Source organism: Massilia sp. P1_C10, from assembly GCF_056406475.1.
This window is the reverse complement of the sequence record NZ_JBFUAC010000010.1, coordinates 133714-157833: the sequence shown is the minus strand read 5'-3', so window position 1 is coordinate 157833 and position 24120 is coordinate 133714. Positions and strand designations below refer to the sequence as shown.

Genomic DNA, 24120 nt, shown 5'->3' with positions numbered 1-24120 from the left:
ATGCGGCCGCATTGCTAATCGTGCATGTGACGAAAACCCAATTCTATGTGAAACTTGCGCCCCATCGTCATTAATTCGCCGCCCCATGAAAACCTATGCCATCGGCGACCTGCAAGGTTGCATGCACGAAGCCCAGCTCCTGCTCGACCGGATCGCCCTCGACGGCGGCCCGGACGCGGCCATCGTGTTCGTCGGCGACCTGGTCAACCGCGGCCCCGCCTCGCTCGACGCGCTGCGCCGGGTCGCCGCGCTGTGCGAGGACAGCGGCGGACGCATCGAGGCGCTGCTCGGCAACCACGACCTGCACCTGCTGGCGGTGGCCTGCGGCGCGCAGCAGGCCTCGCAGTCGGACACCTTCGACGAGATCCTCGCCGCGCCCGACCGCGACGCGCTGATGGACTGGCTGCGGCGCCGGCCGCTGGCCCTGATGGCCGGCCAGCACTTGCTGTTCCACGCCGGCGTGCTGCCGCAATGGACCGCCGGCCAGGCGATGGCGCTGGCGGCCGAAGTGGAGGCGGTGCTGCGCGGGCCGGGCTGGCGCGATTTCCTCGGCCAGATGTACGGCAATCAGCCGGACCGCTGGGACGACGCCCTCGAGGGCGTGCCGCGCTGGCGCTGCATCGTCAACGCCTTCACGCGTATGCGCTTCTGCACGCCGGACGGCGTGATGGTGTTCGGCCACAAGGAAAATGCCGGCGCGCCGGAAGGATCGGGACTGCTGCCGTGGTTCGAGCTGCCGGGACGCCGGACCTCGGAGGTGACGGTGGTGTTCGGCCACTGGTCGGCGCTCGGGCTGCTGCTGCGCGATGACGTGATAGGGCTCGACAGCGGCTGCGTATGGGGCGGAAAGCTCTCCGCCGTCTGCCTGGAGAACCGCGCGCTGCTGCAGGTGGACTGCCCGGAGTACCGGGCCCACGCCGGCAAACAATAACTAGCGCCTGAGCGCCCCGGCGACCGCGCGTTGCGCGCGCTCGGCCAGTTCGCGCCGGTGCGCGCCGGTCGCGTCGATCGGCGCGAGGCACTCCAGCCGCGCGCGGATCGGCGGTCCGGAAAGAATCGCGATCATGCTGGCGGCGAAGCTCATGTCGCCGGTGAAATCGACCTTCGGATGCAGCGCTCCGGCGCCGTCGACGTACGCAATTGCGTACGGCTGCACCATCACCTTGGCGTCGATGGCCGCCTCGAACAGGTTGGCATGGAACGGCAGGTTCCCGCCCTGCGCTGCGGTGGTCCCTTCGGGGAAGAACGCCACCCGCTCACCAGCCTGCAGGCTGCCGACGATGCCCTTGAAAGTGTGGCGCAGGTCGCGCCGGTTGCCGCGCGCGATGAACACAGTGCCGGCCTGCGCGACGAGCCAGCCCAGCACGGGCCAGGCGCGGATCTCGGCTTTGGCGACGAAGCGGCACGGCTGCAGCGAGTTGATGACGAAGATGTCGAGCCATGAGATGTGGTTGGCGACCACCAGCGCGTGCTCCAGCGCCTCGCCCTGCTGCTCGACGCTGACCCCGCAGATGGCCAGCAGGCGGCGCGACCAGCGGCGGATCTGCGCGTCGCGTCGCGGCGCGCCGGCGAACGGAAACACCAGCGCGCAAACGGCGAGGCCCCGGAACAGGTGGAGGAAGACGCGCAACAGGCGCCAGGCTGGCTGGATATTCAAATGACACCAATTAAATCGGGGTCAGGTCCGGCGGACCCGACCCCATGCTCATCAGCGCAGCGCGCGCTCGTACGCCACCCGGCCGGCGACGATGGTGGCCATCACCTGCCCGGCCAGTTCGTAGCCGGCGAACGGCGTGTGCTTGCCCTGGCTGGCCAGCGCCGATCGCTCGACCTTCCAGCGCGCCGCCGGGTCGAACAGCACCACGTCGGCCAGCGCGCCGACGTCGAGCCGGCCGGCCGCCAGGCCAGCCACGCGCGCGGCGTCGCAGGTCACCTTGGACAGCGCCAGCGGCAACGCGCCGCCGGCATGGTCCTCGGCCCATTTCAGGGTCAGCGACAGCAGCAGTTCCAGGCCAGTGGCGCCGGGCGAGGCTTCGCCGAACGGCAGCAGCTTCTCGTCGTCGTCGACCGGCGTGTGGTCCGAGCAGACCGCGTCGATCAGGCCGTCGGCCAGGCCGGCGCGGATCGCGTCGCGGTCGCGCTGGCTGCGGAACGGCGGCGTCACGCGCGCGTTCGAGTCGAAGAAGCCGATGTCGGCGTCGGTCATGTGGATGTGGTGGGCGCCGACGTCGCAGGTGACCGGCAGGCCTTCCTTCTTGGCCGCGCGCACCAGCTCCAGGCCGGCGGCCGACGACATGCGGCACAGGTGCACGCGCGCGCCGGTGGCCCGCACCAGCTCGAAGATCGTGTGCAGCGCGATGGTCTCGGACATCACCGGCACTCCGGCCAGGCCGAGGCGCGACGCCAGCGGGCCGCTGTGCGCGATGCCGCCGCGGCCGATGTGGGCATCCTGCGGTCGCAGCCAGACGGTGTACTCGAAGGTCTTGGCATACTGCAGCGCGCGCAGCAGCACCGTGGTGTCCTCGATCGGCTCCTCGGCCTGGGCGAAGCCGATGCAGCCGGCCTCGGTGAGTTCGGCCATCTCCGTCAGCGCCTTGCCCTTCAGGCCCATGGTCAGCGCGCCCAGCGGATGCACGTGGGCCTGGTTCAGGCCGCGCGCGCGGTGCTTGAGCATCTCGACCAGGCCCGGCTCGTCGAGCACCGGATCGGTGTCGGGAGGGCACACCAGCGAGGTCACGCCGCCCTGCATCGCCGCCTGCATTTCCGATTCCAGCGTGGCCTTGTATTCGTAGCCCGGCTCGCGCAGGCGCGCCGACAGGTCGACCAGGCCGGGCGCCACCACCAGGCCGGCGGCGTCGATGGTGCGGTCGGCAACGAAGCCGGCCGGCGCGGCGCCGATCGCGGCCACTTTGCCGTCGTCGATAAACAGGTCCTGCCGTGCGTCGATATGATTTGCCGGGTCGATCAGGCGCCCGTTCTTGATATGCAGTTTCATCCGTGGGTTCCCGCCAAAATGCTCATTACCGCCATCCGCACCGCGATGCCGAAGGTCACCTGCGGCAGGATCACCGCCTGCGCGCCGTCGGCCACTGCCGAATCGATTTCGACGCCGCGGTTCATCGGCCCCGGGTGCATCACGATCGCGTCCGGCTTGGCAAGCGCCAGGCGCTCGGGCGTCAGGCCGTAGCTCTTGAAGTATTCCTGCGCCGACGGCAGCAGCGCGCCGCTCATGCGCTCGCTCTGAAGGCGCAGCATGATGATCACATCGACGCCCTTCAGGCCCTCGTCCATGTCGGTGAACACGCGCACGCCCATTTGCTCCAGGCCGCCCGGCAGCAGGGTATGCGGGCCGATCGCGCGCACTTCCGGCACGCCCAGCGTGGTCAATGCGTGGATGTCCGAACGCGCCACCCGGCTGTGCAGGATGTCGCCGACGATCGCCACCGTCAGGTTGGTGAAGTCCTTCTTGTAGTGGCGGATCGTGTACATGTCGAGCAGGCCCTGGGTCGGGTGCGCGTGGCGCCCGTCGCCCGCATTGACCACGTGGACGTGGCCCTGCTTCGTGTCGATCAGGTGCCTGGCGATCAGGTAGGGCGCGCCCGACTGCGCGTGGCGCACCACGAACATATCGGCGTGCATCGCGGCCAGGTTGTCGATCGTGTCGAGCAGCGACTCGCCCTTGCTGGCCGACGACGCCGAGATGTTCAGGTTGATCACGTCGGCCGACAGGCGCTTCGAGGCGATCTCGAAGGTGGTGCGGGTGCGGGTGGAGTTTTCGAAGAACAGGTTGAACACGCTTTTACCGCGCATCAGCGGCACCTTCTTGACCTCGCGGTCGGAGATGCCGACGAACGACGAGGCGGTGTCGAGGATGTGGTTGACGATGGACTTGGGCAGGCCTTCGATGGTGAGCAGGTGCTGCAGCTCGCCGTGTTTGTTCAGTTGCGGATTAAGCATGGTCGTCTTCAATGGTGAGCGAGAGAGTTCCGTCGGCGGCGCGCTGCAGCACCAGCGACTGCTGTGATTCGAGCGGAGTATCGAGCTGAACCCGGACGCCGACGAAATCGGCCGCCACCGGCAGCTCGCGGCCGCCGCGGTCGGCCAGCGCCGCGAGCATGATGCGGGCCGGGCGCCCGTAGTCGAACAGCACGTTGATCGCCGCGCGCGTGGTGCGCCCGGTGAACAGCACGTCGTCGACCAGCACGATGTTGGCGCGGTCGACGTTGAAGCCGATCTGGGTCGGCTTGACGTCCGGGTGCAGGCCCTTTTTGGCGTAGTCGTCGCGATAGAACGAGACGTCGATGAAGCCGAGCCGGCCCTTCAGGCCGAGGTCCGCGGCCAGCCGCTCGGCCAGCCAGGCGCCGCCCGAGTGGATGCCGACGATGGCCACGTCGGCCACACCCTCCAGTCCCGTCTTCACCTGGCCGAGCAGGTCGCGGTACAGTGCCTCGGCATCGAAAGCTTTAGTTGTTGTTGGCATGGTCGTCAAAGTATTGTTGCAAAATGATTGCGGCGGCCTTGGCGTCGATCACTTCGCCGCGCCTGGCCTGGATCACCGCCGACGAATAGCGCTCGTCGACCAGTATAACGGGGAGGTTGAAGCGGCCGTGCAGCTGGTTGGCGAAGCGCCGGCAGCGCAGCGTCATCTCGTGCTCGGCGCCGTCAGGGTGCAGCGGCTCGCCCACCACCAGGCGCGCCGGCTTCCATTCGGCGACCAGAGCGCCGATCTGGGCGAAGCGGGTGGCGTTGTCGATCGCCTTGACCACGGACAGCGGCTGCGCCTGTCCGGTCAGGGTGTTCCCCATGGCGATGCCGATACGCTTGATGCCGAAGTCGAAGCCGAAAACAATCTCCACCATCAGGCGTGGCCGGCCTCGAGCGCGAGCATCATCGGATCGATGCCGAGCAGCTTGATGGCTGCGTTGTAGCGTTCTTCGACCGGCAGGTCGAACAGCACGTGGGCGTCGGCGCCCACCGTCAGCCAGCCGTTGCGGCCGATCTCTTCTTCCAGCTGGCCCGGGCTCCAGCCCGAGTATCCGATCGACACCAGCATGCGCTGCGGGCCGTCGCCGGCGGCGACCGCCTCGAGCACGTCGATCGAGGTGGTGAACGCGACTTCGTCGGTGACCGTCAGCGACGACGAGTAGTGCGCGCCGGGCGTGTGCAGCACGAAGCCGCGGTCGTCCTGCACCGGGCCGCCGAACATGATCGGTTCGTTGACCACGGTGGTGCGCAGGCCGTCGGACAACTTGAGGTCGATCCGCTCGAACAGGATCTCCATGGTCATGTCGGTCGGCTTGTTGATGACGACGCCGAGCACGCCGTTGTCGTTGTGCTCGCAGATGTAGACGACGGTGCCGCCGAACACCGGGTCCTGCATCGACGGCATGGCGATCAGGAAGTGGTTGGCCAGGTTGAAAGCGGAGGAAGAAGGCGCGATGGTGCTGCCCAGTTCGCCGTCGTGATCGCGTGGCAGCCCCGGCATCGGTAGCGTTTTGTCGACCTTGCTCTTCTTCATACGCGTCACTCTCTCCCGGCTTGCTCTCTGTATTGCCTGCTAGTATCCGGATTACAAGTTCGGACTTTTCGATAGTTTACACTGATTTGCGCCGGCGCCCACCTGAAGCGCCTACGGCGCGCGGTTACAGCCATCGTAGCGAGTAAAATTCCCCCCTCCCTTGAGCTTGCACACGTGAAATGAAATTCCATAAGTCAATAGTCTGGTTTCGCCGCGACCTGCGCGCCTTCGACCACGCCGCACTGCATCAGGCGCTAGTTTCGTCGAAACAGGTCTATTGCGCCTTCATTTTCGACAAGGCAATCCTCGACGCGCTGCCGCGCCGCGACCGCCGCGTCGCCTTCATCCACGCCAGCCTGGCCGAGCTGGAGGCGGAACTTCGCCAGCTGGGCGGGCACCTGATCGTGCGCCACGCGGTGGCGCAGGACGAGATTCCGCGCCTGGCCGAGGAGCTCGGGGCCGACGCGGTGTTCGCCAACGCCGACTACGAGCCGCAGGCGATCGCGCGCGACGCGGCCGTCGCCGCCGCGCTGGCCCAGGACGGGCGCCAGTTCTTCAGCTTCAAGGACCAGGTCATTTTCGAGAAGGACGAAGTGCTGACTTTGGCCGACAAGCCCTTCTCCGTATTCACACCCTACAAGAACGCGTGGCTCAAGCGGATGGCGGCCGAGCCATTGGCGCTGGCGCCGTGGCCGGTCGAGCCGCATGCGGCGCGGCTGGCGCGGGGCGCCTCCACGCTGCCGTCGCTGGCCGACATCGGGTTCGAGCCGGTCGACATAGCAGCCGCCGGCATGCACGCGGGGATGTCCGGCGCCGCCGCGCAGTTCGAGAGTTTCGTCGCGCGCATCAAGCAGTACGGCGAGGCGCGCAACTACCCGGCGGTGGACGGCACCTCCGGACTGTCGGTGCACCTGCGCTTCGGCACCACGTCGATCCGCCACCTGGTGCGCAGCGTGAACCAGCTGGTCGCCAGCGGCGCGGGCGGCGCCGGCGCGCCGGTGTGGCTGTCGGAGCTGATCTGGCGCGAGTTCTACGCGATGATCCTGTTCACCCATCCGCATGTCGCCGAGCGCGCGTTCAAGCCCGCCTACGACGCGGTCGCATGGGAGTCGGGGCCGCAGGCGGAAGAAGCGTTCGCCGCCTGGTGCGAGGGCCGCACCGGCTATCCGCTGGTGGATGCGGCGATGGCGCAGATCAACCGCACAGGATTCATGCACAACCGCCTGCGCATGGTCGCGGCCAGCTTCCTGGTCAAGGACCTGGGCATCGACTGGCGTCGGGGCGAACGCTATTTCGCGCTGCACCTGAACGACTACGAGCTGGCGTCGAACAACGGCGGCTGGCAATGGGCGGCGTCGTCGGGCTGCGACGCGCAGCCGTGGTTCCGCATCTTCAATCCGGTCACGCAGTCGGAGAAGTTCGACAAGGGCGGGGAGTTTATCCGGCACTCGCTGCCGCAGCTTGCGGAGCTGGACGACAAGGAGATCCACTTGCCGCGGGCGCCGATCGTCGATCACGCCGAGGCGCGCGCGAAGACGCTGGAGAGGTATGCGGTAGTGAAAAAAACGGAATCAGGTCCGGCGGACCTGATTCCGTAGCCGGCGCTTACGCCGGCATTTCGCGTTTGAGCAGGCCGGCGATCGCCGCCAGCAGCATGTCTTCCTGGAAGGGCTTGCCGAAGTAGGCATTCACCCCCAGGTCGAGCGCGTAGTTGCGGTGCTTGTCGGCGGTGCGCGAAGTGATCATGATGATCGGCACCGCGTGCGTGCTGTCGTTGCCGCGGATGTTGCGCGTCAGGTCGAAGCCGTCCATGCGCGGCATCTCGATATCGACCAGCATCAGGTCGGGAATCGTCTCCTGCAGGTGTTCGAGCGCGTCGACGCCGTCCTTGGCCAGGATCACCCGGTAGCCTTCGCGCTCCAGCAGGCGCTGGGTCACGCGGCGCACGGTCAGCGAATCGTCCACCACCATGATCACCGCATCGCGTCCCGCCGCCGGCTGCACGACCGGCGCGGCTGGCTCCATGCCGAACACGCCGGGATGATGCGCGGCGTGCAGCGACAAGGCGACCGGGTTGAGGATCAGGACGATCTCGCCCGAACCGAGCACGGTGGCGCCGGAGATGCCGATCATGCGCGACAGCTGCGGCCCGATGTTCTTGATGACGACCTCGCGGTTGCCCAGCACGTCGTCGACCTGCACGGCGAGCCGGTCGACGCCACTCTTGAGGATCATCACCGGCGAGGAGCGCTGCGCCAATGGCCGCGCTTCACGGTCGCCCAGCAGCGTCGGCAGGTAATGCAGCGCCACCTTCTGGCCCTGGAACTGGACAAAGCCGGCGGCCTGCGCCTCGGCCAGCGCCGCTTCCTTCATCTGCAGCACCTGTTCAACCAGGATCGACGGCAGCGCGTAGGTCTTGCCGGCGCTGGAGGTCAGCACGACCTGGGTGACGGCCAGCGTCAGCGGCAGGTGAATCGTGAAACGCGCGCCGCTGCCCGGCCTGGATTCGATTTCGACCCGGCCGCCCAGCGCCTGCGCTTCCGAGCGCACCACGTCCATGCCGACGCCGCGGCCGGCCAGCTCGGTGAGCGCGTCGGCGGTCGAGAAACCCGGCTCGAAAATCAGGTCGGCCGCTTCGTGGTCGGTGATCTCGGCGCCTTCGGCCAGCAGGCCGGCGGAGCGCGCCTTGGCGCGGATCTTGTTCAGGTCGAGGCCCGCGCCGTCGTCGCTGAACTGAATCACCACTTCGTTACCCTGCTGGCTGGCCTGCACCAGCAGTTCGCCGGTTTCGGCCTTGCCGGCGGCGCCGCGCCGTTCGCGCGACTCGATGCCGTGCACGATGGCGTTGCGCAGCAGGTGTTCGAACGGTGCGGCCATCTGTTCCAGCACGCTGCGGTCGATTTCCACCGCGCTGCCGCGGATGTCGAGGTTGACGCGCTTGTCGAGTTCCTTGGCGCTCTGGCGAGCGACCCGGAACAGGCGCTCGGACAGGCTGGAGAACGGCACCATCCGCACCCGCATCAGGTCGCGCTGCAGGTCGCGCGTCAGGCGCGACTGCTGCACCAGGTCGGCGCTGGCGGAATCGACCGTGCGCGACAGGCTTTCGTGGAAGGAGGCGACGTCGTTGACGCTTTCGGCCATCATCCGCGTCAGTTCCTGCAGGCGGGTGAAGCGGTCGAATTCGAGCGGGTCGAATTCGCGCTCGCTGGAAATCGACATGCGCGAGGCGATCTGCGATTCGGCCTGCATCTCCACTTCGCGCAGCTGGCGCGACAGGCGCGCCAGGTTTTCCGAGAAGTCGGACAGCGAAGTCTTGAGCGAGCCGACCTGGTTTTCCAGCTTCGAGCGCGTGATCGATACTTCGCCGGCCTGGTTGACCAGGCGGTCGAGGATGTCGGCGCGCACGCGCACCAGCGCGGTGCGGGCCGGCGCGACCGGCGCCAGCTCGGGCGCTACGGAATGCGTAGCAGCGACCGGCGCCGCAACGGCCGGTGCTGCCGGCTGTTGCAGCTGTTCGAGCAGCAGCAGCGCGTGGTCGTAGTTGGCCAGCAGTTCATCGAAGGCGGCCGGGGTCGTGGTCCCCGCGTGCACCATGTTCTCGATCTGCGTTTCAATTTCGTGGGTGTGCTGGCCGAGGCGCATCGCGCCGGCCATGCGCGCGCTGCCCTTGACGGTGTGCAGCGTGCGCAGCAGGTTCGCCGCCGGCGCCGCATCGGCAGGATTCTGCTGCCACTTGCGCAGGCCGTCGCCGAGCGCCGGGAACAGGTCGGCCGCCTCTTCGAGGAAGACCGGCAGCAGGTCCGCGTCGAGGTCGTCCCGATACACGGTGTCCATCGGCGCCGCCACCGCCTCGGCCACCGCGACCGGCTCGGGTTCGGCGATCAGCTCCGGCTCGAGGCCGGCTTCCGGCAGCATCAGGTCGTGGTCGGGCGCCGCCTGCTGCAGCATCGGCTCGTCGAAACTGTCGTCGAAACCGCCGTCCTGCATGTGGTCGATCGCTTCGATGGCGGGATCGGCGCGCGGCGCTTCGTCCTCGGCCACCGGCTCGGATTCGGGCACGTTGGCGATCAGCGTGTTGCGCAGTTCGGCCAGGCGCTCGACCAGTTCCGGCTGGGCCGGCGCGAGCTCGCCCTGCGCGAAGCGGCGCAGCATCTGGCGCGCGCATTCGAGCGCTTCGTCGAGGAGGTCGCGCTGCGCCTCGGCCAGCTGCGGCGACGGGTCGGCCAGCGCCAGCAATGCCATCTCCAGGCCGTGCGCGACTGCGCGCAGCGCCTTGAAGCCGACGGTGGCGGAGGTGCCGGCCAGCGTATGCGAGGCTTTCAGCGCGGCGTCCGACACCGCGCGGAAAGGCTCATGGCGCCATTCGCCGAAGTCCTGCGTCAGCACGCGCATCAATTCGTCGGTTTCGGCGAGGTAGATGTTATACAGCGGCAGCGGGATTTCGAGGTCGCCGAAACGACGCATGTTGTCTTCCGGCGGCGCGGGGCGCGGCGCGGCGGCGCCCGGGAATTCGATGACCTGGCCGCCGGATGCCGCAACCGGCTCGGGCTCGGGCTCGGGCTCCGGCTCCGGTTCTGGTTCCGGCTCGTCGAACTCGAACGGTTCGTCCGGCATCGTCATGTCGATGATTTCCGGCTCTTCCTGCTGTTCCGGCGCGGCTTCGGCGCCAGGCAAGGCGAACGCGCCGCCTTCCTGCACCACCGCGGCGGCGTCGACCAGCGCGGCGCTGCTGCGCGCGGAGGCGCCCGTCGCGGCCAGCTCGTCGACCCAGGCGGCCATATCCTTGGCGGCGTAGTCCAGCAGCGCCAGCAAGTCAGGCGTCGCGGCGCGGTTGTCGGAGAGCCACGCGTTCATCACGCGTTCGACGGCGGCGCCGCCGTCGGCGAAGCGGGTCAGTCCGACCATGCGGCCGCTGCCCTTGAGGGTGTGGAACGAGCGGCGCAGCTTGGTCAGCGTTTCCTGGTTCGACGGTTCGGCCACCGCGGACGGCAGCGTGTCGGCGACAAAGGCCAGCACTTCCTGCGCTTCCGAAATGAAGATCTCGAGCAGCTCGGCTTCGACCGCGTCCTCTTCCTGCACCACCGGCGCGGCTTGGACCGGCGCGGGCGCCGGCTGCGGCTCCGGCTCGGCGGCGACCGGGGCCGGCTCGACGTCGAACGGCGTGTCGCCGGCGACGGCTTTTTCGAACGGCACTTCGCGGAACATGCCGTCCGCCTCGTCGAAGCGGAAGCGGTTCTTGGCGGCGTCGAAGTTCTGGCCCAGCATGTCGATGAAGAAGCCCAGCGCGCCAACGTTCTGCGCGATGTTCTGCAGCGAGTCGACCTGCACGTCAGGCGCGCCCTCGCCCGCCGCCAGCGCGCGTACCGCGGCCTTCACGTGCTGGGCCGCGCGCATGGCCTGGTCCTGGTCGAGAATCGCCAGCGCGCCCTGCAATTGATACAGCACCGAGTCGATGTCGGCCAGCGCCGGGCGCTTTGCCGCATCGGCGTAATAATCGTCGAGCGCCTTTTCGACCTGGCGCAGGCCGGTCTTCATTTCGCCAGCCAGCACGGCGACAGTTTGCCCTTGCTGAATCTGGCGCGACAGGTCGCCCTGCCACTGCGGCGCGTCCGGCGGCGTTTCGCCGGCGGCCAGCGCCAGCAGGCGCGCGCCGACGACTTCGGCGTGTTCGTCGAAATCGGCCGGCAGCTGGCGCACCTGGTCGAGGCCATGCTCGACGAACAGCATCGCGGTGGCCATCTCCATGCTGAACTGGTCGCTGCGGCCCGAGGCGATCGAGTCGCTGGCCGCGCGTCCCAGCTCGCGCAGCAGCTGCGCCAGCGCGGGCGCGCCCAGTTCGTCGCTGGCGCCGGCAAGGGTCGCCAGCGCCTGGTTGAATCCTTCTTCCAGCTTGACGTCCGATTCGGACGAAATGCGGTCCCAGCCCGATTTGGTCTGGGCCAGCGCGTCCTTGGCGGTCTTCAGCGCCTGCGGGTCGATGCGGCCGTAGCGGCGGCTGTCGTAATCGGACGGCACCAAGCCGGCCAGCCCATAGGCGCGGCGCAGCAGCTGGGCGTCGGCGCCCGGCGCGCCGGCCGCGGCGATGAAGAACAGCGCGTCGCGCAGCATCGCTTCGGGCAGCCCGCCCTGGCCTTGCGACAGGCGGCGGATCTGCAGGTTGATCAGGCCGAACAGCTGCTTCACATACAGGTCGCTGGCCTGCTGGCCGCTGGCGACCAGCTCGGCGAAGCAACGCATCGCCATCCAGAAGGTGCGCGCGGGAGCGTCCTGCTGCGCGTCTTCGACCAGCGCGATCGCTTCCTGCAGCGCCAGCGCGTTGGCGCGCTGCGCTTCAGGCTCGGCGCTTTTCAGGAACGGCAGCAGGGCTTTCTCGAAACGGGCGCGGAACGCCGCGTAGTCGGGCGCCTCGGGCGCCTGGTGCGGCGGCAGGTCGACCTTGACCGACAGGTCGACGAACAGCAGGTCGGCCGGGTGGATGCGCTGCGCGCCCAGGGCTTCCTGCAGCGGGCGGTAATACGGGAACAGGCGCGCCGGCTGGGGCGCGGCGCCGGCCAGCAGCTCGTCGAGGTATTCGATCACGGCCTGGTAGCCTTCGGTCACCGCCGCGCAATTGGCGTCGTTGCATTCGAGGCTGCCGTCGCGCATGCGCTCGAGCGCCTGCTCGCAGGCCTGGGTCATCAGGCCGACGCCTTCGACGTCGACCATTTGCAGCGCGCCGTGGGCCTGGTGCAAATGGGTTTTCGCATGCTGCAGCGAGGTGGCGCGGGCGTCGGCGCCGCGCTCCTTCGCTTCGTCGAGCGCGGCCCGCGAGCGGCCCAGGGCATCGCGGATCTCGCCGATCACCCAGGACAGCGGCCCTGTATCGAATTGCGGCGCGTGCGAAAAATCAGTCATGACAGGCAGTCCTTAGGCGGAGACGCGGAAGCGCGAGACCGAGTTTTTCAGTTCCTGCGCCAGCGTCGACAGCTGGCGAATCGATTCGGCGGTCTGCATCGTGCCGTCCTGTGTATGCTCGGTCACCGACAGGATGTGCTGGATGTTGTGCGCCACGCCGTTGGCCGACGTCGCCTGCAATCCGGTAGCGAACGAAATGCCCTGGATCAGCTCCGCGAGGCGGTTCGACACGCCCGAGATGTCGTTCAGCGCGGCGCCCGCGGCGTCCGACAGGCGCGCTCCCTCGACCACGCCCTGGGTCGATTTTTCCATAGCCGCCACGGCGTCGTGGGTGTCGGTCTGAATGGTGCGCACCAGCGCGCCGATCTGCTTGGCCGCTTCGGCCGAACGTTCCGCCAGCCGCTGCACCTCCTCGGCCACGACCGAGAAGCCGCGTCCCGCTTCGCCGGCCGACGCCGCCTGGATCGCCGCGTTCAGCGCCAGCACGTTGGTCTGCTCGGTAATGTCGGAAATCAGTTCGGTGATCTCGCCGATCTCCTGCGACGATTCGCCCAGGCGCTTGATGCGCTTGGAGGTTTCCTGGATCTGCTCGCGGATCTCGTGCATGCCCTTGATGGCGTTTTCCACCGCGGTCGAACCCTGGTGCGCCGCCGCCACCGACTGGCGCGCCACTTCGGCCGACTCGTTGGCGGACTTGGACACGTCGGTAATTTCGCTCGCCATCTTCAGGACCGTGGCCGACGCGTCCTGGATCTCGCGCGACTGCTGCTGCGTCGCCGACAGCAGCTCGGTCGAGATGTTCTGTGCGTGGGTCGACTGCGAGGTCACCTGCTCGGCGGTGTTGGTAACGCGCTCGACCAGCCCGCGCAGTTCCTCCACGGTGTAGTTGACCGAGTCGGCGATCGCGCCGGTGATGTCTTCGGACACGGTGGCGTGCACGGTCAGGTCGCCGTCCGCCACTTCCTGCAGTTCGTTCATCAGGCGCAAAATCGCGGCCTGGTTCTGGTCGTTGGTGGCCTTGGCTTCTTCTTCCTTCGCTTGCGACAGGAGGCGCAGCGCTTCGGCTTCGGCGCGACGGCTGTCGGCGCCGCGGGTGCGGTTGCGCGAATCCTGCAGCATCACGCGGCTGATACTGCCGGCCACGGCGAGGGTGAAGATCGAGGAGATCACCATCAGCCAGAACCACGAGTCGGTCGAGTCCTGGTTGTTGCGGTAGGTCGACTGCACGTCGGACAGCATTTTACGGATGCCTTCGTTTTCGAAGAAGATCGACTGCTCGGCGCCTTTCGCCGCGGTGAAGCGCGGCAGGTTGGCGAGGATCGAGCCGACCAGCTTCTGGTAGACGTCGAACTTGGCCTTGATCTCGACCAGCTTGGCGCGCATTTCGGGATCGCGCACGGCGCCCAGGCCCAGCGTGTCGCTGCCGTTCAGGAAGCCGTCGATGGTGGAGCGCACGATGCCGGTGTCGCGGCCCAGCTGGAACGCGGTCTCGGGACGCACGCCGCCGGAGGTGAGGAATTCGCTGGCGCTGCGCGACAGGCGCTGGGTCAGCATCATCATGCGGCCGATCGCGGCCAGTTCGCGCGGGTTGCCGCCGCGCGCCGTTTTCTGCGTCAGCAGTTCGTCGGTCATGCCGAGCAGCTGCGGCGACAGTTCGTCGAGCTGCTTGAGGGTGTTCTTGAAGCCGGTCAGCTCGGTCTTCATTTTCAGGATGGTGCCGGCGGCGTTGTCGGAGGTGGACCACTTGGCGCGCGCGGCGGCCAGCGTCTTGGCCATGCCGATCGACGGCGTCGGGACGCGGTGGCCGGCGAATTCGCCGCCGTGCGCCAGCAGGTTCAGGTCGCGCGTCAGTTCGATGCGGCTTTCGTCGAGCTGGGTGAAGGCTTCCGGACTGCCCTGGATCGCGTTCGGCGCCGCTTTACCGACCCGCTGCGAGTGCATCAGCGCATCGGAGGCGATCTGGGTCTGGGCCGAGGCGACCACGTTGGAGGCGGAGTTCTGCCACAGCGCGACGATGGTGAGCAAAATGCCGATGACGAAGGTGACCAGCAGGATGCGCAGCTGGCGCGCCAGCGACAGGTGGCCGATCAGGGGCAGCTGCAGTTCCTGGGCTTCTTCTTCGGGACTGGCGGCCGCGCGCTTGCGGCGCATGATGCCGCCCAGGCTGAGGGGGCTGGCCGCCTCGTCGCCGGCGGCGTCGGCGCTGGCCGGCGCTGGTGTCGGCACCGGCTCGAGCCTGGGCGCCGGCTTGGCGCCGTATTGGGTATCGGGCGAGGTCAGCGCGACCTCGTGTTCCGGCTTGGCCTTTGGCGAAAAACCCATTGACAGTTTCGAGGCGAATCCCATTGCAGCTCCAGTCCCTATTAAGGTAAGACCATTTGTTCGATGATTGGTTTACAGGCCGACGTGTAAAAAACGTTCGTCGGCGACCAGCGCGGCCAGGTCCAGCGCCGTCCATTCGTTGCCGTCGGCGTCGCGCAGGCGTCCGTCCGCCGCTTCCATGCCGGCGCCGTGGCGCAGGCCGTACACGCGCGACACCAGCAGGCCGCAGTTGAATCCCAGCGCGGCGGCGAAGGTGACGATGCGGCTGTCCGAGCCGGCGGCGGTGTCGCCGAAGTCGAGGTAGCGCGCCAGGTCGACTACGCCGACCAGGTTGCCGCGGATGTTGGCCAGGCCGAGGTACCAGGCCTGGGTCAGCGGCACCACGGTCAGCGGCGGCACCGGCACGATTTCGCCGGCCTGGGTCAGGTCGAGCAGGTAGCGGTCGGCGCCGATCTGCACGCCGAGCTGGTTGACGGCGGCGCCGGTGTTGGCGCGCGCGGCCTGCATGCGTTCGAGCAGCTGCACCTGGTACTGGCGCAGCCGCGTGCGGCGCCCGGCCGGGTCGACCCGGGCCGGGGCGTGGAGGTCGGCGTCGCTGTGGGCCATGTCAGACTGCCGCGGCCAGCGCGGCGATCTTGTCGAGCAGCGCCTGCGGATCGACCGGCTTGACCAGATAGCCGCGCGCGCCCTGGCGCAGGCCCCAGATCCGGTCGGTTTCCTGGTTCTTGCTGCTGCAGATGATGATCGGGACGTTGGCCAGGTCGGGATCGCGGGCGATCGAGCGGGTCACCTGGAAGCCGTTCGCTCCCGGCATGACGACGTCCATCAGGATCAGTTCCGGCTTCTGCTGCTTGATCTTGGCCAGCGCTTCTTCGCCGTTTTCGGCGGTGGTGACGTTGAAGCCGTTCTTGACCAGGATATCGGTCAGGTAATAGCGCTCGGTCGGGGAGTCGTCGACGATAAGGATGTTATGAATGGCCACGAGGCGCTCCTGCGGGTAGGTGTTCAGGTCAGGCCGGCGGTATGTTCGCGCACGGCGGCCAGCAAGCTGTCTTTGCTGAATGGTTTGGTCAGGTAGGCCGAGGAGCCGACCATGGCGCCGCGCGCGCGGTCGAACAGGCCGTCCTTGGAGGAGAGCATCAGCACCGGCGTGGCGTGGAAGCGGGCGCTCTTCTTAATGAGTGCGCAAGTCTGGTAGCCGTCGAGGCGCGGCATCAGGATGTCGCAAAATACCAACGCCGGGTGGTGGTCGTTGATCTTGGCGAGGGCGTCGAAGCCGTCGTCGGCCAGCACGACCTGGTAGCCGGCCTGGGTCAGGAATATCTCGGCGGAGCGGCGAATCGTGCTGCTATCGTCGATCACCATGATCTTCAAACCGGTGGGTTGCTGCGAGTTCGTCATAGTCAGTTCACTTCAGCATGAATAAGCACGATACCATACGGCAAGACTTTTGTGCGTTAAATGTTGCAGTGAATCAACTACGACGTCAACTACTATTTCTCCGCGGTTAGATCGCGGTCATTTCGAAATCGTCCTTGCGGGCGCCGCACTCCGGGCAGGTCCAGTTCATCGGGACGTCGGCCCAGCGGGTGCCGGGTGCGATGCCTTCGTCCGGCAAGCCGGCCGCTTCGTCGTACACCCATCCGCAGATCAGGCACATCCAGGTTTGAAAAGGCGCCTGCGTTGTTTCATTGCTACTCACGTTGTAAATCCTTCCATCTAGTAAAATGCCGAATCAGGTATCTTAATCCACCGGCCGTGCAAAACCAAACATCTCCCCTCATATTGACCTTCGGCGTCTCCGACCCGGTCGGCGCCACCGGCGTCCAGGCCGACCTGGCCACCTTCGCCGCGCTGGGCTGCCACGGGCTGTCGGTATTGACCGGCATGCTGATCGGCGACACCGCGCGGGTCGAGGACAGCGACGAAATCGACGCCGACTGGGTGGTCGACCAGGCCCGCGTGCTGCTCGAAGACATGCAGGTGGCCGCGATCAAGGTCGGCGCGCTGCTGTCGATCGAGCAGGCCTCGGCGATCGCCGAAATCGTCTCCGACTATCCGGACGTTCCGCTGGTGCTCGATCCCTTCCTGTCCGGCCTTCCCGATTCGGGGCTGGCCGACGACGACATGCTGATGGCGATCCGCTCGATCCTGGCGCCGCAGGCGCGCATGATGCTCGCCTCGCAGGTGGAGATCGCGCGCATGGCCGAGACCTGGCGCGAAGGCGGCAGCGGCGACATGCTGGCCGCCGACGTGGCCGAACTGACCGGCATCGGCTGCGAGATGGTGCTGGTGACCGGCACCGGCGCCGCCGGCAAGGGTATCGACGCGACCATCTCGAACACGCTGTTCGACGAGACCGGCGCGATCGACACCGCCAGCTGGCAGCACCTGGCCGGCCCGTTCATCGGCGCCGGCAGCACCATGTCGGCCGCGCTGGCGGCCTACCTCGCGCGCGGGCTCGAGCCGCAGGCCGCGGCGCGCGCGGCGCAGGAATTCACCCACGGCGCTCTGGCGCAGGCGCAGCGCTTCGGCATGGGCAAGCTGGTACCCAACAAATTCTTCCGGGCCGCGACTGGCGCCTTCTGATTCAACCCTTCACGCTTTCTCCCATCATGACCACTGACACCACTTCCAAAAACGATACCCTGTTCGCGCGCGCCCAGCTGACTACTCCGGGCGGCGTCAATTCGCCGGTGCGCGCCTTCAAATCGGTGGGCGGCACGCCGCGCTTCATCACGCGCGCCGAAGGCCCGTATTTCTGGGATGCCGACGGGAAGCGCTACATCGACTACATCGGCTCGTGGGGACCGGCGATCGTCGGCCACGCCCATCCGGCAGTAGTGAAGGCGGTGCAGGACGCCGCCGCGCGCGGCCTGTCGTTCGGCGCGCCGACCCAGGGCGAGATCGAGATGGCCGAAGAGATCTGCAAGCTGGTGCCGTCGATCGAGCAGGTGCGGCTGGTGTCGTCCGGCACCGAGGCGACCATGAGCGCGCTGCGCCTGGCGCGCGGCGCCACGGGACGCGACAAGATCGTCAAGTTCGAAGGCTGCTATCACGGCCACGCCGACTCGCTGCTGGTGAAGGCCGGCAGCGGCCTGCTCACCTTCGGCAATCCGACATCGGCCGGCGTGCCGGAGGACTTCGTCAAGCACACCCTGGTCCTCGACTACAACAACGTCGCCCAGCTGGAAGACGCGTTCGAGTCGATGGGCGACACCATCGCCTGCGTGATCGTCGAGCCGGTGGCCGGCAACATGAACCTGATTCGCGCCACGCCGGAGTTCCTCGGGGCGATGCGCAAGCTGTGCACCAAGCACGGCGCGATCCTGATTTTCGACGAAGTGATGTGCGGCTTCCGCGTCGGCCTGGGCGGCGCCCAGGAACTGTACGGCATCACGCCGGACCTGACGGCGCTGGGCAAGGTGATCGGCGGCGGCATGCCGGTGGCGGCCTTCGGCGGCAGCGCGCAGCTGATGCACAACATGGCGCCGATCGGCGCGGTGTACCAGGCCGGCACGTTGTCGGGCAACCCGGTGGCGGTGGCCGCCGGCATGGCCACGCTGAAGCTGGTGCAGGAGCCGGGCTTCTACGAGAAGCTGGGCGCGCAGGCGAACAAGCTGGTCGACGGCCTGACCGCCGCGGCCAGGGAAGCCGGCGTGACCTTCTGCGCCGATGCGGTGGGCGGCATGTTCGGCCTGTACTTCTCGGCCACGGTCCCGGCCAGCTACAGCGAGATGATGGCCGGCGATAAAACGCGCTTCAACGCCTTCTTCCACGGCATGCTCGACCAAGGCGTGTACTTCGCGCCGGCCGCGTTCGAGGCGGGATTCGTCTCGGCGCAGCACGACGACGCGGTGATCGAAGCGACCGTCGCGGCGGCGCGCAAGGTTTTCGCCAAACTGGCCTGAAGCGAAACTTAACTGTAACCATGGCGCCACCTTCGACGGTGGCCGCCGTGCTACACTCCGCCCCGAAATGAACATTCCCATACCAATTTTGATGCAGCCGGCGCGCTAGCCCACCCTTCCCCGGGATGGCCGCGCCGCATGCGCGCGAGCCATTCATGCACTTCATCCGCCGCCTTAAAGACAACGCCACCCTCAAAGCCCTCGGCCCCGGCCTGATCACGGGCGCCGCCGACGACGACCCGTCCGGCATCGCGACCTATTCGCAGGCGGGCGCGCAATTCGGCTTCAATACGCTGTGGACCCTGGTGCTCACCTATCCGTTCATGGTCGGCATCCAGCTGGTGTCGGCGCGCATCGGCCGCGTCACCGGGCGCGGGCTGGCGGCCAACATCCGGCGCGCGTATTCGCCGTGGCTGCTGTACGCGATCGTGATCCTGCTGCTGGCGGCGAACGTGATCAACATCGCCGCCGACATCGCCGCGATGGGCGAGGCGGCGCGGCTGGTGACGGGCGTCGGCTCGGCGCACATGTATTCGCTCGGCTTCGGCGTCCTGTGCCTGTCGCTGCAGGTCTGGCTGCCGTACAGCACCTACGTGCGCTACCTGAAGTGGCTGACGCTTGGCCTGCTGGCCTACGTCGGCATCGTGTTCGCGGTAAAGCTGGACTGGGTCGAGGTGCTGCACAAGACCGTGTGGCCGGACTTCACCTTCACCAAGGAATCGGTGGCGCTGATCGTCGCCATCTTCGGCACCACCATTTCGCCCTACCTGTTCTTCTGGCAGGCGTCGCAGGAAGTCGAGGAAATCCGCGCCGACAGCAACGCGCAGTCGCTGCGGCGCCAGCCGAAGGACGCGCCGATCCAGCTCGGACGCATCAAGGTCGACACCTTCGTCGGCATGGGGTTCTCCAACCTGGTCGCGTACTTCATCATCCTGACCACCGCGGTCACGCTGGGGGCGCACGGGATCACCACGATCCAGACGTCGGCGCAGGCGGCCGAGGCGCTGCGGCCCGTCGCCGGCGAATTCGCGTTCCTGCTGTTCGCGCTGGGGATCATCGGCACCGGCATGCTGGCGGTGCCGGTGCTGGCCGGGTCGGCCGCGTACGCGGTGACCGAGAGCTTCCGCTGGGCCAATGGGCTCGACCTGAAGGCGGTCGAAGCGCAGGAGTTTTACGGGATCATCGCGCTGGCGACGATCGGCGGCATGCTGCTCAACTTCGCGCCGATCGACCCGATCAAGGCGCTGGTGCTGTCGGCGCAGATCAACGGCGTGATCGCGGTGCCGATCATGGCGGTGATGATGATGCTGGCGCATAACAAGAAGCTGATGGGGGCGTTCACGCTGTCGCGGCGGCATACCATCATCGGGTGGCTCGGCGTCGCTGTGATGCTGGTGGCGGTCGTCGCCATGTTTGCGACCATGTAAACATGGGTCTGACCGCTCGGGTCTGACCCCAATGTTATTTGGCGTATGCGCCCATGACAGAACAAAAAGCGGGTCTGACCCCAATGTTCTTTGGCGCATGCGCCGATGGGAGAACAAAAAGCGGGTCTGACCCCAATGTTATTTCGCGTATGCGCCGGTGGCAGAACAAAAAGCGGGTCTGACCCCAACGTTCATTTCAGCCAGCCACGGCGGCGGAAGTACCAGAACGGGGCGATCGCGCTTGTGATCATCAGCGCCAGTGCAAACGGGTAGCCCAAGGTCCAGTCCAGCTCCGGCAGCCACTTGAAGTTCATGCCGTAGATGCTGGCGATCAGCGTCGGCGGCAGGAAGGCGACCGACGCCACCGAGAAGATCTTGATGATCTTGTTCTGGTTGATGTTGATGAAGCCGACCGTGGCGTCCATCAGGAAGTTGATCTTGTCGAACAGGAAGGAGGTGTGGCCGTCCAGCGATTCGATGTCGCGCAGAATCTGGCGCGCTTCTTCGAACTGCTCGGCGTTGAGCAGGCGCCCGCGCATCAGGAAGCTGACCGCGCGCCGCGTGTCCATCATGTTGCGGCGGATCCGGCCGTTCAAGTCTTCCTCGTGCGCGATCGCATTCAGCGCCGCCGCCGCGTCCTGGTCGGTGAATTCTTCCTGCAGCACGCGGCCCGATACTTCTTCAAGGTTCTGGTAGATGCCTTCGAGCGCGTCCGCCGAATACTCGGCGTCGGTCGCATACAGGTCGAGCAGCACGTCCATGTAGTCGGCGATCGACCCCGGCCGCGAGCGCGCGCGCATGCGCACCAGGCGGAATACCGGCAGGTCGTCGGTGTGCACCGAGAACAGCATCTTGCGCGCCAGGATGAACGCGACCGTGACGATGCGCGACGGGCCATCGTCCTCTTCCAGCAGGAAGTCGGTGCGCAGGTGCAGGTCGCCGTTTTCCGCCTCGTAATAGCGCGCCGACGCTTCGATGTCCTTGACTTCGTCTTCGCCCGGCAGGATCACGCCATAGATCGCCTTGACCCAGGACCGCTCGTCGTCGGTCGGATCAGTCAGGTCAACCCAGACGGGCTCCACACTTTCCAGGTCTTCACGGGTGTCGATCGGAACCTGGTTGAGCCGGCCATTTTGTAGGACAAATACGTTGATCATGCGAAATTCTCGGCCGGATACGAAACTTCGCAAGTGTACCCGCAAGGACACACAAACGTCAGCAATTTAACCTTAGCGCGTCTGTTTTTCGATGATTTTGTCGAGTGCCGGGTCCGAGCTCGCCTCGACCGGCGCGGGCGCCGGCACTTTGGGCGCCTCGACGCCGCTGGTGGCGACGATGTCGATCGTCTTGCTGGTCTTGTTGCTGTCCTTGCAGTCGGTGTTCGAGATGACTGTCTTGCCGTCGATCTTGCACTTTCGCATGGGCGCCGCGGGCTGGCTCGGCAGCGACGGCGCGGATTTGGCCAGCTTGTCGACACCGTCCGCGAACAGGTTGCGGTCGTGCCGCATCGACCACAGCGCAGCCATCGCCGTCGCGGCCACACCGGCCGAGAGAATCGCGACCCACACCAGGTTCAGCGCGCCGCGCTGATGGCTTTTCGTTTTCACGGCAGCTCGGCGGAATTCATGCGGTTCATGATCAGGCTGGTGCGGCGCGCCAGGTAGTTGGTGTCGCGATGGCGGTCGTAGAAGCGCGGATTGGGCAGCATCACGGCCAGCTTGGCCGCCTGCGCCGTATTCAGGCCGGCCGCCGGCACCCGAAAATAGTGGCGCGCGGCCGCTTCGGCGCCGAACACGCCGCGTCCGAATTCGACCACGTTCAGGTAGATCTCGAGGATGCGCTGCTTGCTCATCACGGTCTCCAGCATGAAGGCGATGATCATCTCCTGGCCCTTGCGCACATAGCTGCGCGAGCCGGACAGGAACAGGTTCTTGGCCAGCTGCTGGGTGATGGTGGAGCCGCCGCCGACCACTTTGCGGCGCGTATTGTTGCGCGCGTAGGCCTTCTCCAGCGCGACCCAGTCGACGCCCAGGTGCTCGGCAAAGTTGGCGTCCTCCGACGCGATCACCGCGCGCTTCAGGTTCGGCGAGATGGAGGCATACGGCACCCACTTTTGCTCCAGCGCCGCGTTCGGATTGGTCTGGCGCAGCTCGGACAGCTGCGCGCTCATGAAGCTGGTCATCGACGGATTGAAGCGGGTCCACCAGCAGATCTGCAGGAAGAAGTACAGCTGCAGCAGGAACACGGCCAGCAGCGGACCGAGGATGATCCACTTGAGCCAGCCCCGGCCGCCCTTGCGCGCCCGGGTCATGCCGGCATACGGAGCGAGGCCAGTACCGCGGCGGTTTCAGGGCGCACGCCACGCCAGATGAAGAAGGCTTCGGCGGCCTGCTCGACCAGCATGCCCAGGCCGTCGCGGGCGTTGGCGCCGTGTCCAGCCGCGAAGCGCATGAACGGGGTCGGCTCGCTGCCGTACATCATATCGAGGGCCAGCGCGCCGGCGCCGAATACGGCGGGCGGCACGGGCGGGATGTCGCCGGCCAAGCTGGCCGAGGTGGCGTTGACGACGATGTCGAACTGGCCGGCCAGGTCGGCGAACTCGCAGGCGGACGTGACGCCGCCGAAGCGCACGGCCAGCGCGCCGGCGGTGGCTGCGGTGCGGTTGGCGATGACCAGCTCGCGCGGGCCTTGCTGCAGCAGCGGCAGCACTACGCCGCGCGCCGCGCCGCCGGCGCCGAGCAGCAGCACGCGCTTGCCGGCGATGGAAACGCCGGCGTTATTCAGGATGTCGTTGACCAGCCCCGCGCCGTCGGTGTTGTCGCCGGCGATGCCCTGTGGCGTGAAGCTGAGGGTGTTGACCGCGCCGGCCGCGTGGGCGCGGTCGGACAAGGTATCGGCCAGCGCGGCGGCATCGAGCTTGAACGGCACCGTCACGTTGGCGCCCTTGCACCCGGCGTCAACCAGCTGCTGCACGGTGGCGGCGAAGGCGTCGAGCGGCGCCAGGCAGCGTTCGTACACCAGCTGCTGCCCGGTCTGGGCGGCGAAGGCGGCATGGATGGCCGGCGACTTGCTATGCGCCACCGGGTTCCCGATCACACAATAGCGGTCGCTCATTGCCCGCCTCCCGGCATCGCTTTCATGGTTTCCTCGCGCGTGAATTTGAACCGGGTGATGATGACCCATAGGTCGTCGCGGTCCGATGACAGCATATTAGGCGGGAATTTGCCGAATGGGGCGGCGCGCCGCACGATTGCCATCGCCGCCTTGTCGAGGTCCGGGTTGCCGGAGCTTTTCTCGATGCGCACGCCGCCATCCTTCACATAGATCGTCCCGTCCTGGAAAATCGGGATGTACAGAACCAGCTCGCCGTACAGCTTGCGGCCGTTCACCTGCGGGAAGTTCAGCGTGCCCATTTCCTCGACGCGCTTCTGCATCGCCTTGTAGTACATGGCGTAGCCGACTTCCTGGGTGCTCGGCGTGATGTAGGTTTTCTTAGGGCGCTTGTTCTGTTCCTCGATCACGGTGCTGATCTCGGCGGTGGCGCGGGCGATCGCCTTGGACGATTCGAGCAGGTCTTCGCCGGAGCGTCGCGGATCGGGCTTGTCCTTCTCCGTCACCGGCGGCGCCTTGTAGTTGGACGCGCGCGCGCGGGTCAGCAAATTCTGCTGCTGCGCCTCGTAGTCGGCGATCTTTTTCTGCATCGCCTTCAGGCTGTCGCCGTCCTCGGTCTTGCGCATGTCGGGCAGCGGCGACTTCGAGCGGCCGGCATCGGCCTGGCCGCCGCCGTCCAGGTTGGCCTGGGCCAGCGCGTCAGCCTTGAGCGGCCGCTTGGCGTGCTTGGCGTTGACCAGGATGACCTCCAGCCCGGGATCCGCCGGCTGGATCTTGAAGGCGTCGGGCGCGACGAAGCGCACCGCCAGCAGGGCTGCATGCGCCACCACCGAAAAGGCGATGGCGATCATCATGGTGCGGTTTTCTAAGAGAGACTTCACGCGTAACCAACTTCGAAACTATTGACGTACAGAATGAAATGATTCTACCGCATCGC

The 24120-nt window shown here is 67.0% G+C and carries 22 protein-coding genes; 5 read left to right on the top strand and 17 right to left on the bottom strand.

Going from position 1 to position 24120, the window contains the following annotated elements:
- Window positions 1-85: 85 nt before the first annotated feature.
- Window positions 86-931, top strand: coding sequence for a symmetrical bis(5'-nucleosyl)-tetraphosphatase (locus AC1D02_RS19815; protein WP_477320044.1), 846 nt, complete (start codon window positions 86-88; stop codon window positions 929-931).
- On the opposite strand, the gene AC1D02_RS19810 is transcribed toward AC1D02_RS19815, so the two are convergent.
- The 6 genes from AC1D02_RS19810 to AC1D02_RS19785 are packed head-to-tail and all read right to left on the bottom strand — an operon-like array spanning window position 932 to window position 5518.
- Entirely contained in the window at window positions 932-1657 is a 726-nt protein-coding gene (locus tag AC1D02_RS19810) for a lysophospholipid acyltransferase family protein (protein WP_477320042.1), read from the bottom strand.
- A 51-nt stretch (window positions 1658-1708) separates the two neighbouring features.
- Window positions 1709-2995, bottom strand: a complete 1287-nt coding sequence (locus AC1D02_RS19805; protein WP_477320040.1) for a dihydroorotase — start codon at window positions 2993-2995, stop codon at window positions 1709-1711.
- On the bottom strand, window positions 2992-3957 hold the full coding sequence (locus AC1D02_RS19800; RefSeq protein ID WP_477320038.1) for an aspartate carbamoyltransferase catalytic subunit: 966 nt from the start codon (window positions 3955-3957) through the stop codon (window positions 2992-2994). Before AC1D02_RS19800 ends, AC1D02_RS19805 begins: the two co-directional genes overlap by 4 nt.
- Window positions 3950-4480, bottom strand: a complete 531-nt coding sequence (gene pyrR / locus AC1D02_RS19795) for a bifunctional pyr operon transcriptional regulator/uracil phosphoribosyltransferase PyrR (RefSeq protein ID WP_477320036.1) — start codon at window positions 4478-4480, stop codon at window positions 3950-3952. Before pyrR ends, AC1D02_RS19800 begins: the two co-directional genes overlap by 8 nt.
- Entirely contained in the window at window positions 4464-4859 is a 396-nt protein-coding gene (gene ruvX / locus AC1D02_RS19790; RefSeq protein WP_477320034.1) for a Holliday junction resolvase RuvX, read from the bottom strand. The genes pyrR and ruvX overlap by 17 nt, the downstream gene beginning before the upstream one ends.
- On the bottom strand, window positions 4859-5518 hold the full coding sequence (locus AC1D02_RS19785; protein ID WP_477320032.1) for a YqgE/AlgH family protein: 660 nt from the start codon (window positions 5516-5518) through the stop codon (window positions 4859-4861). The genes ruvX and AC1D02_RS19785 overlap by 1 nt, the downstream gene beginning before the upstream one ends.
- Before the next feature lie 179 nt (window positions 5519-5697).
- Here AC1D02_RS19785 and AC1D02_RS19780 point away from each other — a divergent pair, with 179 nt between their 5' ends.
- Complete coding sequence (locus tag AC1D02_RS19780; protein ID WP_477320030.1) at window positions 5698-7116, top strand: cryptochrome/photolyase family protein; 1419 nt, start codon at window positions 5698-5700, stop codon at window positions 7114-7116.
- 7 nt (window positions 7117-7123) lie between these two features.
- Here the strand turns inward: AC1D02_RS19780 and AC1D02_RS19775 are convergent, their stop codons facing one another.
- From AC1D02_RS19775 to AC1D02_RS19750, 6 genes are all read right to left on the bottom strand, one after another.
- Window positions 7124-12412: a hybrid sensor histidine kinase/response regulator gene (locus AC1D02_RS19775; RefSeq protein ID WP_477320028.1), complete on the bottom strand. Its 5289-nt coding sequence runs from the start codon at window positions 12410-12412 to the stop codon at window positions 7124-7126.
- Window positions 12413-12424: 12 nt separating this feature from the next.
- A complete protein-coding gene (locus AC1D02_RS19770) occupies window positions 12425-14734 on the bottom strand; it encodes a methyl-accepting chemotaxis protein (RefSeq protein WP_477320026.1) in 2310 nt (769 codons plus the stop codon).
- Between the two features lie 72 nt (window positions 14735-14806).
- On the bottom strand, window positions 14807-15340 hold the full coding sequence (locus AC1D02_RS19765) for a chemotaxis protein CheW (protein ID WP_477320024.1): 534 nt from the start codon (window positions 15338-15340) through the stop codon (window positions 14807-14809).
- A gap of 1 nt (window position 15341) precedes the next feature.
- A complete protein-coding gene (locus AC1D02_RS19760) occupies window positions 15342-15716 on the bottom strand; it encodes a response regulator (RefSeq protein ID WP_477320022.1) in 375 nt (124 codons plus the stop codon).
- 23 nt (window positions 15717-15739) lie between these two features.
- Window positions 15740-16135, bottom strand: coding sequence for a response regulator (locus tag AC1D02_RS19755; RefSeq protein ID WP_305506245.1), 396 nt, complete (start codon window positions 16133-16135; stop codon window positions 15740-15742).
- Between the two features lie 106 nt (window positions 16136-16241).
- On the bottom strand, window positions 16242-16394 hold the full coding sequence (locus AC1D02_RS19750; protein WP_133112224.1) for a rubredoxin: 153 nt from the start codon (window positions 16392-16394) through the stop codon (window positions 16242-16244).
- A 98-nt stretch (window positions 16395-16492) separates the two neighbouring features.
- Here AC1D02_RS19750 and thiD point away from each other — a divergent pair, with 98 nt between their 5' ends.
- The 3 genes from thiD to AC1D02_RS19735 all read left to right on the top strand — a co-directional run bounded on the left by thiD (window position 16493) and on the right by AC1D02_RS19735 (window position 20072).
- Complete coding sequence (thiD, locus tag AC1D02_RS19745; RefSeq protein WP_477320019.1) at window positions 16493-17323, top strand: bifunctional hydroxymethylpyrimidine kinase/phosphomethylpyrimidine kinase; 831 nt, start codon at window positions 16493-16495, stop codon at window positions 17321-17323.
- A 26-nt stretch (window positions 17324-17349) separates the two neighbouring features.
- Window positions 17350-18645 (top strand): glutamate-1-semialdehyde 2,1-aminomutase, encoded by a 1296-nt coding sequence (gene hemL, locus AC1D02_RS19740; protein WP_477320017.1) that lies wholly within the window; start codon window positions 17350-17352, stop codon window positions 18643-18645.
- A 155-nt stretch (window positions 18646-18800) separates the two neighbouring features.
- On the top strand, window positions 18801-20072 hold the full coding sequence (locus AC1D02_RS19735; protein WP_477320015.1) for an NRAMP family divalent metal transporter: 1272 nt from the start codon (window positions 18801-18803) through the stop codon (window positions 20070-20072).
- A gap of 191 nt (window positions 20073-20263) precedes the next feature.
- Here the strand turns inward: AC1D02_RS19735 and corA are convergent, their stop codons facing one another.
- From corA to AC1D02_RS19710, 5 genes are all read right to left on the bottom strand, one after another.
- Window positions 20264-21229 carry a magnesium/cobalt transporter CorA gene (gene corA, locus AC1D02_RS19730; RefSeq protein WP_477320013.1) on the bottom strand — a complete coding sequence of 322 codons (966 nt, stop codon included), beginning with the start codon at window positions 21227-21229 and terminating at the stop codon, window positions 20264-20266.
- Window positions 21230-21301: 72 nt separating this feature from the next.
- The gene (locus AC1D02_RS19725) at window positions 21302-21679 is read right to left on the bottom strand and encodes a DUF4124 domain-containing protein (RefSeq protein WP_477320011.1); all 378 of its coding nucleotides are present in this window, start codon (window positions 21677-21679) and stop codon (window positions 21302-21304) included.
- On the bottom strand, window positions 21676-22383 hold the full coding sequence (gene mtgA, locus AC1D02_RS19720; RefSeq protein ID WP_477320009.1) for a monofunctional biosynthetic peptidoglycan transglycosylase: 708 nt from the start codon (window positions 22381-22383) through the stop codon (window positions 21676-21678). Before mtgA ends, AC1D02_RS19725 begins: the two co-directional genes overlap by 4 nt.
- Window positions 22380-23186 (bottom strand): shikimate dehydrogenase, encoded by an 807-nt coding sequence (aroE, locus tag AC1D02_RS19715; protein ID WP_477320007.1) that lies wholly within the window; start codon window positions 23184-23186, stop codon window positions 22380-22382. Before aroE ends, mtgA begins: the two co-directional genes overlap by 4 nt.
- Window positions 23183-24034, bottom strand: a complete 852-nt coding sequence (locus AC1D02_RS19710) for an energy transducer TonB (protein WP_477320108.1) — start codon at window positions 24032-24034, stop codon at window positions 23183-23185. Before AC1D02_RS19710 ends, aroE begins: the two co-directional genes overlap by 4 nt.
- Window positions 24035-24120: the final 86 nt, after the last annotated feature.